General features: G+C 51.0%; 10 protein-coding genes. 4 read left to right on the top strand and 6 right to left on the bottom strand.

Annotated features, from left to right (window positions below):
* Positions 1 to 37 precede the first annotated feature (37 nt).
* From J0A68_RS07510 to J0A68_RS07485, 6 genes are all read right to left on the bottom strand, one after another.
* A complete protein-coding gene (locus J0A68_RS07510; protein ID WP_206577567.1) occupies positions 38 to 1636 on the bottom strand; it encodes an ATP-dependent DNA ligase in 1599 nt (532 codons plus the stop codon).
* Entirely contained in the window at positions 1633 to 2658 is a 1026-nt protein-coding gene (locus tag J0A68_RS07505) for a ligase-associated DNA damage response exonuclease (RefSeq protein WP_206577566.1), read from the bottom strand. Before J0A68_RS07505 ends, J0A68_RS07510 begins: the two co-directional genes overlap by 4 nt.
* A 112-nt stretch (positions 2659 to 2770) precedes the next feature.
* On the bottom strand, positions 2771 to 4198 hold the full coding sequence (locus J0A68_RS07500) for a type III PLP-dependent enzyme domain-containing protein (RefSeq protein WP_206577565.1): 1428 nt from the start codon (positions 4196 to 4198) through the stop codon (positions 2771 to 2773).
* Positions 4195 to 5967, bottom strand: coding sequence for an FAD/NAD(P)-binding protein (locus J0A68_RS07495; protein WP_206577564.1), 1773 nt, complete (start codon positions 5965 to 5967; stop codon positions 4195 to 4197). The genes J0A68_RS07500 and J0A68_RS07495 overlap by 4 nt, the downstream gene beginning before the upstream one ends.
* Before the next feature lie 62 nt (positions 5968 to 6029).
* Positions 6030 to 7016 (bottom strand): 2,3-diaminopropionate biosynthesis protein SbnA, encoded by a 987-nt coding sequence (gene sbnA, locus J0A68_RS07490; protein ID WP_206577563.1) that lies wholly within the window; start codon positions 7014 to 7016, stop codon positions 6030 to 6032.
* Positions 7017 to 7246: 230 nt separating this feature from the next.
* A complete protein-coding gene (locus J0A68_RS07485) occupies positions 7247 to 8539 on the bottom strand; it encodes a nucleoside hydrolase-like domain-containing protein (protein WP_206577562.1) in 1293 nt (430 codons plus the stop codon).
* A gap of 86 nt (positions 8540 to 8625) precedes the next feature.
* Here J0A68_RS07485 and J0A68_RS07480 point away from each other — a divergent pair, with 86 nt between their 5' ends.
* The 4 genes from J0A68_RS07480 (at position 8626) to J0A68_RS07465 (ending at position 15965) form a co-directional block, all read left to right on the top strand.
* Positions 8626 to 11862, top strand: a complete 3237-nt coding sequence (locus J0A68_RS07480) for a SusC/RagA family TonB-linked outer membrane protein (RefSeq protein WP_236021390.1) — start codon at positions 8626 to 8628, stop codon at positions 11860 to 11862.
* 21 nt (positions 11863 to 11883) lie between these two features.
* Entirely contained in the window at positions 11884 to 13521 is a 1638-nt protein-coding gene (locus J0A68_RS07475) for a RagB/SusD family nutrient uptake outer membrane protein (protein ID WP_206577561.1), read from the top strand.
* A gap of 226 nt (positions 13522 to 13747) precedes the next feature.
* Positions 13748 to 14524, top strand: a complete 777-nt coding sequence (locus tag J0A68_RS07470; protein ID WP_206577560.1) for a DeoR/GlpR family DNA-binding transcription regulator — start codon at positions 13748 to 13750, stop codon at positions 14522 to 14524.
* 25 nt (positions 14525 to 14549) lie between these two features.
* On the top strand, positions 14550 to 15965 hold the full coding sequence (locus J0A68_RS07465) for an L-fucose/L-arabinose isomerase family protein (protein WP_206577559.1): 1416 nt from the start codon (positions 14550 to 14552) through the stop codon (positions 15963 to 15965).
* The last annotated feature ends 36 nt before the right edge of the window (positions 15966 to 16001 follow it).

Genomic DNA, 16001 nt, shown 5'->3' with positions numbered 1-16001 from the left:
GATTTTGTTTTTGACAGCTCTCGAATAATGTCCTTCACTAGCCCGGTATCAAAGACTTAAGATCTTCCAAACTGTTTGCCTCCTCGATCTTTTTGTCCTGACGCCATCTCAAAATCCTCGGAAACCGGACGGCAACACCGCTTTTGTGACGCTTGGAGAAAGCGACTCCTTCAAAGGCCAACTCAAACACAAGGGTGGGCTCCACACTGCGCACCGGCCCAAACCTCTCCCGAGTCGTGCGCTTGACGATCTGGTCCACCTTGGCAAACTCGCTGTCCGTCAGTCCGGAATATGCCTTTGCTACCGTCACCAGCTCCTTTTCCCCTTGCTCGTTGGTATGCCACAGCGCAAAAGTATAGTCGGTAAACAGGTTGGTCCTTCTGCCGTGGCCACGCATGGCATAGGTCAGCACGGCGTCGATGGTCAATGGAGAAGTCTTCCATTTCCACCAATCGCCCTTTTTCCTTCCCAGCCGGTAGGGAGCAGCGGTTCTCTTGAGCATCAGACCTTCGCTCCTTTTCTCCCTGGAAAGCTCCCGCTCCTCGGCCACTTCTTCCCAGCTCCCAAATTCAAAACGGGTGGAAAGTTGCAGGGAAGGATGCCCCAGCTCAGCTAGCAGACTTTCCAAAAGTTGCCTGCGCTCCAGGTAGCTGCGATTCCGGATGTCCTCGCCGCCAAATTCCAGCAGGTCGTAAGCCCTGAAGACCACCGGGACTTTGGCCAAGATCGCCTTGCCCACGGTTTTCCTGCCGATCCGGGTTTGAAGGTCGTTGAAGAGGCCTATTTGCCCGTTTTTGAAAGGCAATATTTCCCCATCCAGCACGGTGCCATCCGGCAGATGGCTCCCGGCTTCCGAAAGCTCCGGATAGCTCCCCGTGACCAGCTCTTCCCCTCTCGACCAAAGGAAAACCTCCTCTTTTCTATGGATCAGCTGACCGCGAATGCCGTCCCATTTATGTTCGATGGCCCAGTCTGAAACCGGCCCAAGTTCCTCGAGACCGCCTTCCAAAGCGTAAGCGAGGTAAAACGGATAGGGTTTGGAGACTTGGGCTTGTTCATTTTGGCCAAAAACAAGCTCACGGTAGGTAGTACCCAGTGGATCCCAGCCTCCCGTGAGTCGATAGGCCAACTCATCCTCTCCGATTCCCGACACCTGCGACAGCGCCCTGGTCATCAATTTTTGGCTGATGCCGATGCGAAAGGATCCCGTCAGGAATTTGGTGAATACAAACCTCGAGTAGTAGTCCAAGCGGCTCCACATATCCACGACGTAGGCTTTTTTCTCTCCCTCCGTTTTCGCCTTGAGCAATACGATCTCACCTAATACTTCCCACAGTTCCTTGCCCGAATCATCCCGATTAGTGGGGACGATCAAGGCGATGGACTCGGCAAGATCTCCTACGATATGGTAGCTTTCCTCAAAAAGCCAAAGCGGAATATCCGCGAGCTCCGCGGCGTACTCCCTCAGCAGTGTGGTGTTGATCGGCCGAGGAGGTCTTCTGCCGGAAAGTATCGCGATCGTCCAAAGCCTGTCTCTATCCTCGGCCTGAGCAAAATAGTCCGCCAAAGCGGCTACCTTCTGGCTGGTTTTGTTGGTGGAGTCCAGCATTTCTACCAAATCCGCAAATGCCTTCATCCCCCGTTGGTTTGCAGTTGGCTTTCAGATTCGTCCTTTTCCCCTTCGTAGCCCGTGTTTTCCACGCTTGCCTCGTAGCCTATCTCGCGCAGGTATCGGCTGAAAATGTCGGTGTAGCCATGGGTGCAAATCACCCGCTCGGCCCCGCTGGACCTGATGCTGTCCAGCAGGCCGCTCCAGTCACAGTGGTCAGAGAGGACAAAACCCCGGTCGGTGGCCCTTCTTGCCCGCGCTCCCCGAAAAGCCATCCAGCCACTGCAGGTGGCGGTCTCGTAGGGCACGAACTTTCTCATCCAGGATGACCCGTGGGCCGACGGCGGCGCGATGACTAAGTTGCCCGCCAGCTCTTTTTTTGGTATGTCCTTGGTGACCAAAACGGTAGTGGGCAATTCCAACTGAGGCCGGAGCACTTCGGTCATATTCTCGACCGCTCCATGGGTGTAGATCGTCCCGATGGAGGGATCAAGGTATTTCAAAATCCGTTGCGCTTTGCCCAAAGTATAGCCAAACAACACCGAAGTCCTGCCTTCTTCCCTATTGCCTTGCCACCAGGAATTGATCTCGTCAAAAACCTGATGCTGGGGTTTCCACTTAAAGGCCGGAATCCCAAAGGTACATTCGGTGATCATCGTGTCGCATTTGATCGGCCGATAAGGCTCCGCCACTCCGTCGGGCTCGTTTTTGTAGTCGCCGGTGAAGACCCACACTTCCCCTCCATACTCTACCCTGACCTGCGATGATCCCACAATATGTCCCGCAGGCTGGAGGCTAAAGCTTACCCCATTGATCAAAAACGTCTGGCCCCAATCCACTCCCTGAACCCGAATATTGCCCAAACGATGCCGGAGGATAGGAATATTGGAATGGTGCGTGAGGTAGTACTGGTGTCCAAACCTCGCGTGGTCAGAGTGCCCATGGGTGATGATGGCCCGCTTTACCGGCTTCCAGGGATCGAGATAAACCTGCGCGGGAGGGCAAAAAATCCCCTTGGAGTCAAAAATCAACAAATCGTTTCGAAGCATAGGCTATGCTTTAGTTGCCGTATTTTCCAACAACTTCGGTTGTGCGTTTGTTTCGCGTACTTCGTTTGTACAGCAGATCCTTCGCCTTTGACCGAATTGAATCCTGCTTTGGCTACTCCACTTCCTGCCGAAAATGGTGCACTTGGGCTTTGGCTCCCGCTTCTTCTTGATAGACGAGATTTGCGGCGAGGGGAAAAAGATGGGCGCTGGATTCAAAGAAATGCATCATGTATCCGGCTGTGTTTACAAAGGCTACCAGGTCGCCCACTTCCGGCAGGTGCGAAAGCGCAACCTTCCTTTTGAGCAAAATATCCCGCTCCAGGCAATACGCTCCGGTAAAGTACACTCCAACCTCTTCTTCTGCATTTTCTTCTTCCGAAATGAGGAAAGGATCCAGCAGAAAATCAGCACTTCCGCTCAGCATCTGGGTCATGTTCATTTCCAATCCGACCAGCCAATCGCCTCGGGAATCCCTTTTTCGAAAGGCTACCCTTGCCACCGTCATCCCAGTCTGGTCAAGCAGGGACCTGCCCGGCTCCATCCGGATTTCTATTTTTTGCGAAGCCGCCAGGTCTCCCACCCGCTGCCCCCCATGGTGTCGATGGGAAAGAACCTCGTTCAGGAATTTGCCCTGGGGGCGGTCGTTCCAAAAAGGATAGACCCCCAGGCTTCCCTCGATTTTTCCCTGATGGACAAAAAGCCCAAGGCCTTGGTTGCCGAATGTGATTGGAGGGATTTCATTCAACATAGCCTTTTCAAGCGCTTCTCGAAAGCCCTCCCATTGGCTTTGATCCTGGAGATAATTCATCAGAAAACCACCCCCAATGTCAATAAACTTGGTGTCCAATCCGGCTTTTTTAAGTTGCGAGGCCAGGTCGAGACATTGCCCCAGCGCCATGCCCCTCTCCTGGGTAGAGTAGCGGTTCAGGTGAAAGTGAAGCCCTTGGTAAGCCAGATTTCCGAAGGTATCCGAGCCCGTCAGCGCTTCCGTCGCAAAGGGTAGAAAATCTTCCAGATCAAAACCAAAGCGGCTGTATTGCTTTTCGTCGCCAAACTGAAACCCGCTGAGCCGAAACCCCACGAGGGCCTGTTTCCCTAGGCGATGGGCGATGGCTTGGACCTGGACGCACTCATCCTGATTGTCCAAAATAATTGTGCTGCCATTTTCGACCGCCTGCCTGATCAGCTCGGCGTTTTTCACCGCCGCCGTCACGATAAGCCGCGAGGGATCTATCCCCATCTCCAGACACTGCACGTACTCCTGCAGACTGGCCGTATCGACGCCCATGCCCAAGGCAGCTGCCTGCTCGGCAAATGCCCTGCACTTGTTTGCCTTTCTGGCAAAGAACACACCGTGGGAAAGTCCAAAATCTGTCAGCGTCGAGAGAAACGAGCCATAGTTGGCTGCCATGGATTTTGGATTGATGATGTTGACCGGAGAGCCATACTCGGCTATCAACTCCTCCAAAAGCGGCTTGTTTGCTATTATGTCTTCCATCCAAGGCGATACGATGGGCGTGAGTTTGGGCAGGGTGTTCATGGGGATACAGAGGTTTTTGATTCAGAGATCCGGAAAGGCTTAGCCTTTTTTTCCAAGCGCTCGCACAGATTTCTGGCCCAGGCGCTTACCAGGTCGTTTTTTTCCCTTGAGAGCGAGTCATTGTCGTAGGTCAGGCCTTCGGTAGGCGTGCCGGTGAAGGTGATCGAATCGTTGACACGGCCCGAGGGATCAATCGCATGCCCGGCCTTGCTGAGAGCCACGCATCCGGGCTGGTAGCAGCGCTCTCCCTCCCGGTTGACATACGGGGTGACTATGCCTCGTTCGATCATTTTGCCGTACAGGCCTTGGGAAGTGTCGGAAACTTGATATTTGGGAATTCTGGCATCTACGAAGTAGTCGGTTTCAACCGCAACTCGCCCAACTTCCGACTGGAGCCGAAACAAAGGATTTCTATAGGAGATTTGCCCTTTAGCGGCAGAGAAGTCGAGCAACCCGTTTTTTGCCAGAGCCAAGATCTTCTCCATGTTTCCGACGGGAGGCCCATAGGAAAGACGGTTGAGCGCTCCCGCGTACTGCTCCGCAAAAAGTCTGTGGGATTCGGGTTTGAGGCCTCCAAACTGGTAAATCCGGGCAAATACGGGTGAAAGGCTTCTCCATAGTCCAGCCGCGCCTGCCAGCGGACTGTTTTCCTCCCCTAGCTTTGCCTGGCCAAGACAATAGTCCACGTAGGCCTGCCTGTCCTCAACAAAGCCCTCCTCGGTAAAAGGACGATGCAAAAAGTCCTGCAGGTCAAACCGAACGAACTTTGGGAACAGCCGATGAAAGTCTTCAATCTGGGCTTCTACCTCTAAAAAGTTAGTACTCAAATCCAAGGTCAAGTGATTTATCCTGAAGAGCTTGGAGTAGTACACCCACTTGTATTCCCGCTCCATCCAGGGTAGCACTTCTTTCTCAAAGTCATACTTTGCGCTTGGATTCCGACCTTGGGTCAAATTTTCCTCGATAAAAAAAATGGGCTCGTAGATTTTGGGCGGGTAGGTATTTCCCCGGGGCATCATGGGAAGCCCAGACTTCGAAAAGGGAAAGATCTTTTGGGGTTCTTTTCCCGAGGGAAAATAGACCAAATCCCCTTGAAAGTTTTCCGAAAAACGGCCACCTCGACCCTCGGTCAAACCGAGCACAACGTCCACAAACGTAAGCCCCACCCCCTTCATCGCGACCAGCTCTCCCGGATTGATTTTGGCAAGTTTGCTCGGGATGGGATAGACAAAGTCCACCGCGTGATCGAGATCTGGAAAAGGTGGCGCCTGGGCCCTCGGGTGACCAGAAGCCACCAAGATTTCGTCGATACCGCGCAGTCGACGCTCTGATCCATCGGTCGAGACGGTCAGCGTGTACCGCTTTCCAAGAGGGGCTATGTCCGCCACCTCACCTACGTGTTTGTAGATCTTGACGAATTTCGGAGCATGCTTTACCAGCGCTTCGAAACCCTCCTGAAGGTACTTCCCCACCAAATACCGCGGCGACACTTCGTTTGGCTCGGAAGTAGAATATTGGTTTTTTTTGAGCCATTCGACCAAGGTATAAGTCGTCGGCACCACGGCGGGAATCCCCTCGCTATGCCACATGGAGATGTGGCCGTTGGCATAGTTCATCAATAGGTACGCTGGCTGCTCGGGATCATAGACCTCTCCCGCACCAAAACTTTCCGTCCGGTTGAAAAGGTGGATTTCTACCTCCGGGGCGTCCTCCAAGAGCGCCAGATTCGCCAGTAGGCGCTCGAAGCCATAGAGGCCTTTGGGCCCCAAGCCCACTATCGCGACTTTGAAAGGTCGAGGATTTCGATTTGCAAATGCTTGTTTCCCTGTCTTCATCTAAGCTCCACCACCTCCCCTCGTCGAATTTGGGTATTGACCCATTCCTCATTATAGATGGTATCCAGGTATCTCTCCCCGCGGTCGCAAAGAATCATGGCTACCGTGGAACCTCTTGGAATCTCCGGCAAAACTTTGGCGACTGCACTCAACACAGCCCCCGATGAGCCTCCGCAGAGCAAGGCCTCTCGATCCAGCAGTTGCCTACAGCCCTGTACACAGTCCCAGTCGTCCACATGCACCACCCTATCGACTGCCTCCGGCTCCAAAAACTGCGACTTTCTTCCCGCTCCGTGCCCCGGAATCTTCCTTTCTCCTGAGGGCCCGTTGAAAATCACGCTACCTACGGCATCGACGGCGACCAGCTTGGTATCCAGCGCCATGAGCTGGATGTATTGGGCGCAGCCCATCAGCGTCCCGCAGGTACTCGTCGCGGCAAACAGGTAATCGGGCGCATAGCCCAAGTCCTTGACGATCTCGTGCATGGTTTTGCGATGGGTTGCCGGATTCTGGCCATTTCCATATTGGTTGGTCCAGAAGCTTCCCGGGATTCGGCGCAATAGTTCCTGAACTTTGTCCAGCCTAGCCTGCAAGAAACCGCCGGTTTGGGCAGGCTTTTCCACATAGTTGATATGGGCTCCATAGGCTTTCATGATTCTGACGTTCTGCCGGTTGACCATCGGGTCTACCACGACTTCGAGCTGCAGTCCAAAGTACTTGCACACCTGCGCAAGGCCAATCGCCATATTACCTGAACTGGATTCAACGACCGTGTCTCCCGGTCTGAGCTGTCCCGTCTCCATCGCGTGGGAAATCAGCTGGAGTGCAGTACGGTCCTTGATACTCCCACCAGGGTTGAAGGATTCTACCTTCCCAAAAAACAGAACGCTGGACTTTGGGAAAATGCGGTTGAGCCGGATCAGGGGGGTATCTCCTACGGTGTCTATCACCCTGGAAAAATACCGGGAATGAAATGCTGTCATAAGTCGGGGTTAGTTTGTCGCTATCCCCTGTTTCAAAAGTGATCCCAAACTGCCCCAATAGAGGAAATTGTCCCGAAATGCCAACGGAATGCACCGAAAAGGAACCTTCGCTATCGCAGCCCAAATCAAAGTTCCAAAGCGGCTGTGGAAACTATTCCACTGTCTGGGCAGCAATACCCTAAGAGACACCAAAAGTAAAAATGAGCGTCATGCTAAAAGCCGAAAAGCTCCTACTCCAACCATTTCCATCGTGCCGCCCAATCGGACAGAAACGCTTCCCTGTGCTTGGAAATGGTCTTGGCACCCTGCTGGTTTTCGATAAACAAAGCCGAATCCGGACGGTCGCTGTACCAGTTGGGGCCGAGCAGGAAGTCCAGTGGCGAAGGTCTTCCCGGCCAGGGATTGACACTGGTGTAGCCTCCGCGCAGCCCGTCGAGCTCGGGAATGCTGCTGCTGGTGACGTAGCTGCCTGTCTCAGCCTGTTTGGGAGAATACTTCACTCCATACCGCCCATCCCCGAGGTAATAGCCCGGCCAAACTTGCTTTTGTATCTCAATCCGAAAAACCGCCGAGTCCAATGGAATATCCAAGACAGGGCCGGAAAAGTGCCACTCCAGGGTCGCATAGGTCGAAACCGTGTCCTCGACCGTACTTCCTCCCTCAAACACCCTTCTCGCGCTTCGGTCGATTTTCCCAAAGCTCCCTCCCCAGCTTTCCCCCGTGGGATCGTCTGGGTTACCGTCCAGCAAGTAGGCCAGTGACGGCGTATCGCCCATTTTGATGTTGCCCTCGTAGTAGTTGACAAAGTCCTTGCCCATCGCCCCACGGCCAGAGATGTAGCGCTCATAGTAAGTGTCGCCCTTCCACTCCGCGGTCGATTCTGCGTCCATAAACCAGCCCCTGTAGGTCGCATTGGCCTCGATCATCCACAGGTCGGGGTGCTCGGCGGCGAGGTAGGAATAGGCATTGATGCTCCACTTCTTGTTAGGCCCGCCGATCCAATACACCCTGATCTTTTCCTTGATCTCAGGAGCATCGTGCAGTGCCTGCGCGACATCCTCGATCCCACCCCAGACGAGCACCCAAAGAGGCTGATCGCTTTTCTTCTTGGCACATTGGATTATCCACTCTGAACCTTCCGTCGCAGAAGCATAGCCTTTGAAGGGGGCCGCTTCTTTTTCGCCTTGCTTGGTGATAGCCCTCAGGGAATTGGGGCTGGGAAGCTGCGGGGCATGGGCAAGGAGTTGAGGGTAATCTTGCTCATAGAGCCCGATTATGTCCAGGATGTCTTTTTTGCTACCCTCTCCGAAAGGAGAAGATATCAGTCCTTCCAACTCTACCTGATCCGCATACATCAGCAGGTGGATCATCGATTGAAAATCATCAGGGTCTGTGCCGCCGATATCAGAACTGACGAGTACCCTCGGCTTGGAAGTCTCTATTTCAGATCCCTCACAGCTGAGCAAAGTACCCACTGCGACTATCCCCATTATTCCCAAACCAATAATCCTGATCCATTTCATACTACTTGCCTGACTTTTATTTGACGCTATATAGGACATTTCACCCATCCACCCGAAGATTTGGTACGCTCGCCCTAAGCAAGACTATGGTCAAATGTATCAAAAAGAAAGAAAACGAAAAACAAAAGGAAAATATTCGTAAATTTTTTCGAAATATTTCTTTGATTATTTTTCCTAATACCTACATTTATCCCGGAAATGACTTCCGTTTTCTTCGTTTTAGTTTCACATGCTTTCTGTTTTATAAAACTTATCAAAGGAACCGCTTGTCTGTCGATTCCCTATCCTTTAACAAAAACCCATTTAACATGAAGAAAACTCTTACTAAAACGGGACCTACACGGAAACGTGGCAAACTGAACCGGCTCCTGTGGCTTTTTTCAGTTTGTTTAGCACTTGTATCCTTCAAGATTTCGGCCCAAACGACCCAGGTAACGGGGATCGTAAACGCGACTGATTTCGATGGCCCTCTTCCAGGGGCGACGATATTGGTAAAAGGAACCAATACCGGTACAGTAACCAATGCAGATGGAAGATATTCCATTTCAGTGGCAACGGGTTCCACCCTGGTATTCAGCTCGATTGGATATAACACACAAGAAGTTGAAGTAGGCAATCAAAAAACTATCGACATCACGCTCAGTCCTGATATCACCAACATGGAAGAAGTGGTCGTCATTGGGTATGGTACTGTGAAGAAAAGAGACTTGACGGGTGCCGTCACCTCTCTAAAAAATGAAGACATCAGACAGGTGCCGGCCCAAAACCCACTGGAATCCATCCAAGGAAAGGTCGCAGGGGTAGATATCACTAGAGGAAGCGGATCTTCTTCGTCGGGAATCAATATCCGGATTAGAGGTAACCGATCAATCGGTGCAAGCAATAACCCCTTGTTTATAGTGGACGGAGTGCAGACAGGCAACATCGACAATATCAACCCAAATGACATTGAATCGATGGAATTCCTAAAAGACGCCTCTTCTACCGCAATCTATGGCTGGCAAGGAGCCAATGGCATCGTCATAATTTCCACCAAGAAAGGAGCGGCAGGCAAACCCAAAGTTTCATTCAATTCTTACTTCGGTGTCTCGGAAGTTTCGCGATATCCAGCGGTAATGAACGGGGACGAATATGTTGCCATCAAGAGAGAAGCAAACCGAACCACGGGAAAATGGAAGTCCGAGGCAGATGATCCACTCATCTTCAACACTCAAGAATTGGACGCAATAGCAAACGGAGAATGGATTGATTACCAAGACCTACTGTTCAAAAACGGCACTCAGCAAAATTATAACGTAGGCGTAAACGCCGGAAGCGACAAAACAAAGGTTTACACCTCAATCGATTACTTTGGTGAAAAAGGCATCTTGAAATTCGACGAGGTAAAACGCTATACGATCCGAGCCAATGTGGACCATACCTTCAATAGCTGGATCAAGGCAGGGTTGCAGTCACAGGTAGCCAACAGGGACGAAAGCTATCGTCGAGACCCGCTGAACATGGCAAACAAAATCATTCCCCTTGGGACGGTATATGATGACGAAGGCGAGTTTATCGTCTTTCCTCTTGGAGGCTCTTCCATCAGCCCTTTAGCTGATGAGCAGCCGGACATTTTCTCCAACACGGGTAAGATCACCAATGTCATCGCCAATGTCTATTTGGATCTCAAACCATTCGAGGGCTTTAGTTTCCAAACCAACTTTGGGACAAATATCGGCAACTCGCGGGTAGGTCTATTCGAAGCCTCCAATTCGATCAGCAGAAACGGGGGAACAAGCAGAGCACAATACACCGCCTCCAACAGCAGCTTTTTTAATTGGGACAATGTTTTCAACTATCAAAAAGAGATCAAAGACCACTCCTTTACCATCACCGCCTTGAGTAGCTATGTACAAAGCGAGGGGGATGATGTGTTGGCGCAAGGCGAAAATCAATTGCTTCCCGGACAGTTATTCTATGGCCTGGGAAATGCCCCTGACAATATTTCAATCAACAGCGGCTATTCAAAATGGAATGTTTTGTCCTTTGCCGCGAGATTAAACTACAGCTTCAAAGGCAAGTATCTTATCACTTTGACGGACCGGGCTGATGGAGCTTCGAGATTGTCAGAAGGAAACAAATGGGCATTTTTCCCATCGGCAGCAGTGGCATGGCGAGTGGTGGATGAAGGTTTCATGCAAAACATTGAAGGCATAAGTGAATTGAAACTCCGTGCAAGCTACGGTGTGGCAGGAAACTCCGGGATCCAGCCTTATGGTACCCAAAGCACTTTGACCAGAATTCCTATGGCATTTGGAGAGTCAAGTTTCCAGGGCTTTACATTCTCCCCCCTTCTCGGAAATCCCGATGCAGGATGGGAGCTATCCGCCACCACCAACTTTGGAATTGACCTGGGATTATGGAAAAACCGAATCAATGCCACCCTAGACATCTACAACACACAGACATCCGACTTGCTCCTTCCCAGAGGATTGCCACCTACCACAGGCGTGCAGCAGGTCTATCAGAACATCGGCAAAACGCAAAATCGCGGGATTGAATTGGGGATAAACACTGTCAACATCGAAAAAGGAAACCTGCTATGGGAAAGCACATTGACTTTCACCAGAAATAGAGAAGAGATTGTCTCTCTGGTCACTGACGGAGTGGATGATATCAGCAACGGTTGGTTTGTAGGGCAGCCTATTTCGGTTTTCTATGATTATGAAAAATTGGGAATCTGGCAGACCGCCGAGGCGGACGAAGCAAAAATCTTTGGTCAAGCGCCGGGCGATATCAAGGTAAGGGATCAAAATGGAGACAATAAGATCGATGCGGTGAATGACAGGATCGTGTTGGCTGGCAACAATAGACCTGATTGGTTTGGAGGTTTGAACAACAAAGTGACCTACAAAGCATTTGACTTCAGTGTGTATCTATTTGCGAGATGGGGACAAACTATCAATCCAAATTTCCTAAGCAGATATGACAGGCAGTCAAACCTTAGCAATAGTTCAAAAGCCATTGACTATTGGACTCCTGAAAACCCAACGAATGAATATCCAAGACCAAATGCAGGGGTATCCGGTTCATCTACGCTCTATTGGAGCACCATTGGCTATGTAGACGGATCGTACCTCAGGGTGAGAAATCTATCCCTAGGCTATACGCTACCAGTGAAGGATAAATCGATTGTCAGCAACATGCGAATATATTTCGCAGGCACCAATCTCTTCACCTGGACTAAGAACTCCAAGCTCGATGAATACGATCCCGAAAGAGGTGGCGGAGAAAGCTTTCCGATGTTAAAAAACTATGTCTTCGGAATCAACCTTGGTTTTTAAATCATTCAAAAGCTCGTAACCATGAAAAAAACATCAATACTATCCATACTCGCTTTATCGATCACGATACTTACCACGTCTTGTGAAGACTTGTTGGAAGAATACAACCCCAGCGGTCTAACTGCAGAGGCCGTTTATACGACTCCTGAAGGATTTGAGTCCTTAGTAAATGCGGCATACTCTTACCAGAGATGGTGGTATGGCAAAGAAGAGGCATACAATATGACAGAGATGGGGACCGATATCTGGATGAGTGCAGCAGGAGATGTGTGGCCGGATCTGTCCACCTACACCAACCTACAGGGCACCAACGCCCCTATCACTACACTTTGGACGCAGCTATATGCAGCCGTGAACCTGACGAATGCTGGCATCAACAGGATCGCCGACGCAGGATTAACACCGGCCAACCGTCTACAGAGAGAAGCTGAATTGAGGTTCCTTAGAGCATTTTACTACTATCATATCGTAGAGACTTGGGGAGGAGTACATTTCACCTTGGAAGAATCCCAAGGGATCATTACTACTGCCAACAAAACTCCCGTGGATACTTTCTACGCCCAGATTCTCGAAGACTTGAATTTCGCAGTTAAGCATCTAGCCCCTACGACTCCAGATTATGGAAGAGTAACCAAGCCGGCAGCTATGTCTTTTCTCGCCCGCATCTATCTGACCAGAAAGATGTACAAGGAAGCGAGTGATATGGCCACTGCTGTGATCAATGGGGGCTTTGGGTACAAACTTGTACCGAACTATAAAGACCTTTGGAATATGGCCAACAACCGTAACAGCGAAATAGTATACGCGGTGAACTATGCGGAAAATTTGACTCTGAATGACCTCCGAAACAATGAAACCAATCCGCTTGGACATGGCCGTGGCAGTAATAATGGTCACCTGCATTTCCTGATGAAATACGACAACCTGCCCGGACTCACCAGAGCCATCGAATATGGCAGACCGTTCAACAGATACATGCCCACCAGAACACTGCTAGACCTATACAGCGAGGCAGATAATAGATATGAGGGGTCATTTATGGAGGTATGGTATGCCAACTCCACCAACCTCCCAGCCGGAATGCACCGGGGAGACACAGCCGTAGTAGCCACCAGATCTACCTTCAAGGGAAGCGCGGGACATATATATCAGGTCTATAACAGAAATGACATCTATAACCAAGATGGAACCGTCCGTGACAATCTTCGCTATCCTACACTCACTAAGCACATGGACAACACCAGATCGAGTGCCAATGAAGCCCAGAGTGCGAGAGACGCCTATGTCATCCGATTTGCAGAATTGTATCTGATCGCAGCTGAGGCGCAGATGTACCTTGGCAACCTTCAGGCTGCGGCAGATTTCATCAATGTAGTAAGAGCAAGAGCAGCCAAGCCCGGCCAAGCGGATGCAATGAAAATCACCGCAGACCAAGTTACGATCGACTTCATCTTGGATGAGCGCGCAAGAGAATTTGCCGGGGAGCAATTGAGATGGTTTGACCTGAAAAGAACCAACAAGCTTGTCGACAGAGTCCCTGCACTAAATCCGGACGTAAAGAGCGTGGGTCAACACCACTATATCCGTCCTATCCCTCAGTCGCAATTGGACGCGGTTACTAACCGGGATGAGTTTACCCAAAATCCGGGTTACCAATAAATACATGGACTTAGAAGGAAGGGCTCTACCTTAGGAGGTATAGCCCCCTCCTCCTAGTTAAGCTTCACATCAAAACGCTCAATTCAAGTCTTCATTCAAACGATCCTGGGAAGATGATTTTCGAAAGGCTGTATATCAAAATGAAATATTGCGAAAGCAAACCCAATGAAAAGCATAAGTTTTCGAAATAGGCTACTTTTGTTTTCCATCAAGAAACAAAATCCACATGCTTCCCAAACAAAGAAAAGAAAAGATACTTGAGCTATTGAAAGAAGACGGCTCTGCCAAAGTCAACGATTTGGCGAGAATCTTCAAGGTGACTGAAGTGACCATCCGGCAGGATCTGGAGAAACTGGAAAAAAACGGACTGGTGGTCCGCGAACATGGAGGCGTTCACCTGAAGGATGTGGAAGACCAAGTCCGAAATTTTTCCCTAGTCCATCAAGACAACCTTCGGGAAAAGGAAATCATCGCCGAAAAGTGTCTGGAGTTCATCCACCCAGGAGACACCATCATCCTGGACTCTGGCTCGACAACCACCGAAATCGCCAAGAAGATCATCAACATCAAAGGGCTCACGGTGATTACCAATGCTTTGAATATTGCCCTGATGCTTGGCGCAAACCCAAACATCGACATCATCATGACAGGCGGAGAATTCAAAGCTCCTACCCTTTCGCTCACCGGGCAAAAGGCGGCAGATTTCTTCAAGGGCCTGAATGTGCAAAAACTCTTTCTGGCAACGGCGGGCATTTCCCTGAAGTCCGGCCTCACCTACCCCAGCCTCAGTGACCTGGTGGTCAAAAAAGCCATGATCGAGGCTGCCGACACCACTTACCTGGTTGCCGACTCTTCTAAGATCGGCAAAAGCGCCTTTGCGAGTCTGGGAGCCCTATCTCTGATCGACTACATCATCACGGACGAAGGGATTGAAAACAAGCACAAAGAAGTATTTAAGGAGCACGAGATCGAATTGATCATCGCAGAGAAACCGACCACATAAATAGTACCCCATACTGACCCATTCAATGAAAAAGCAAAACCTCACCTTGGGAGTGATCATAGGAAACCGGGATTTTTTTCCCGACAAACTGGTATCTGAAGCCCGGGCAGACATCCTGAAGCTCTTTGCCGAGAGCGGAATCAGCGCAGTCATGCTCGCGGAGTCGGACAGCAAGTTGGGCGGAGTGGAAACCTACCAAGACGCCAAAAAATGCGCAGACCTCTTCAAAAAACACAAAGACCAAATCGCCGGTGTGCTGGTGGTGTTGCCAAACTTTGGAGACGAGCGAGGCGTGGCGGATACCCTGCACCTCGCCGACCTCAAAGTACCCGTACTGATCCAGGGCTATCCCGATGAGCTCAACAAGCTCAATGTCGCAAACCGCCGCGACTCCTGGTGCGGCAAGATCTCCGTCTGCAACAACCTCTACCAATACGGCATCAAATACAGCCTCACCGCCAAACATGTGGTGCATCCTGGCGACGCCTCCTTTCTCGCCGACTTGGAGCAGTTCATCGGAGTCTGCCGAGTGGTCAAAGGCCTGAAAAACGTACGCATCGGCGCCATAGGCGCCAGGCCCACCGCATTCAACACAGTCCGCTACAGCGAAAAAATCTTGCAGAAAAACGGCATCTCCGTCGTCACCTGCGACCTTTCGGAAATCCTCGGCAAAGCAAACAAGCTCGGCCCAAGCGATCAGCGAGTGAAAGAACATCTGGAAAAAATCCACAACTATGCCTCGACAGGCAAGACTCCAAGCGAAGCACTGGTCCAAATGGCGAAACTGGACGTGGTCCTCAACGACTTCATGATCGAAAACCAGCTCGATGCCAACGCCATCCAATGCTGGACTTCCCTCCAGCAAAACTACGGCTGCAACGTCTGCACCAGCTCCAGTATGTTTAGCGAAGGCATGATCCCTAGCGCCTGCGAAGTGGACGTCACCGGCACCCTGAGCATGTATGCCCTACAGCTTGCTTCCGGTTCGCCCAGCGCCCTCGTCGACTGGAACAACAACTATGCGGACGACGATGAAAAATGCGTGCTTTTCCACTGCGGCAATTGGGCTAAGTCTTTTCTCCCGGACATAGAGATCAGCAACGCCCCCATACTCGGCACTACCGTGGGGGTAGAAAATACCTACGGCGCGCTGGACGGGCGCACCCCAGCCTCGCCTTTGACCTTCGGTCGAATCAGCACGGACGATACCCGTGGCATCATGAAAGCCTACATCGGCGACGGATACCTCACCAACGATGAGCTGAACACATTCGGAAACCGAGCCGTCGCAAAGATCCCCGACCTCCAAGGCCTGATGAAGTATGTCTGCAAAAACGGCTTCGAGCACCACGTGGTCATGAACGCCTCCCATACGTCGGCTGTACTGGGGGAGGCCTTCGAAAACTACCTGGGCTGGGAAGTTTATCACCATCAGGGATAACACAACATCAATCTTGCAGTCCGCTGCTATCAAAAC

This window comes from Algoriphagus oliviformis (assembly GCF_017254915.1).
GTDB lineage: Bacteria > Bacteroidota > Bacteroidia > Cytophagales > Cyclobacteriaceae > Algoriphagus > Algoriphagus oliviformis.
This window is presented reverse-complemented; position numbering and strand designations above follow the sequence as displayed.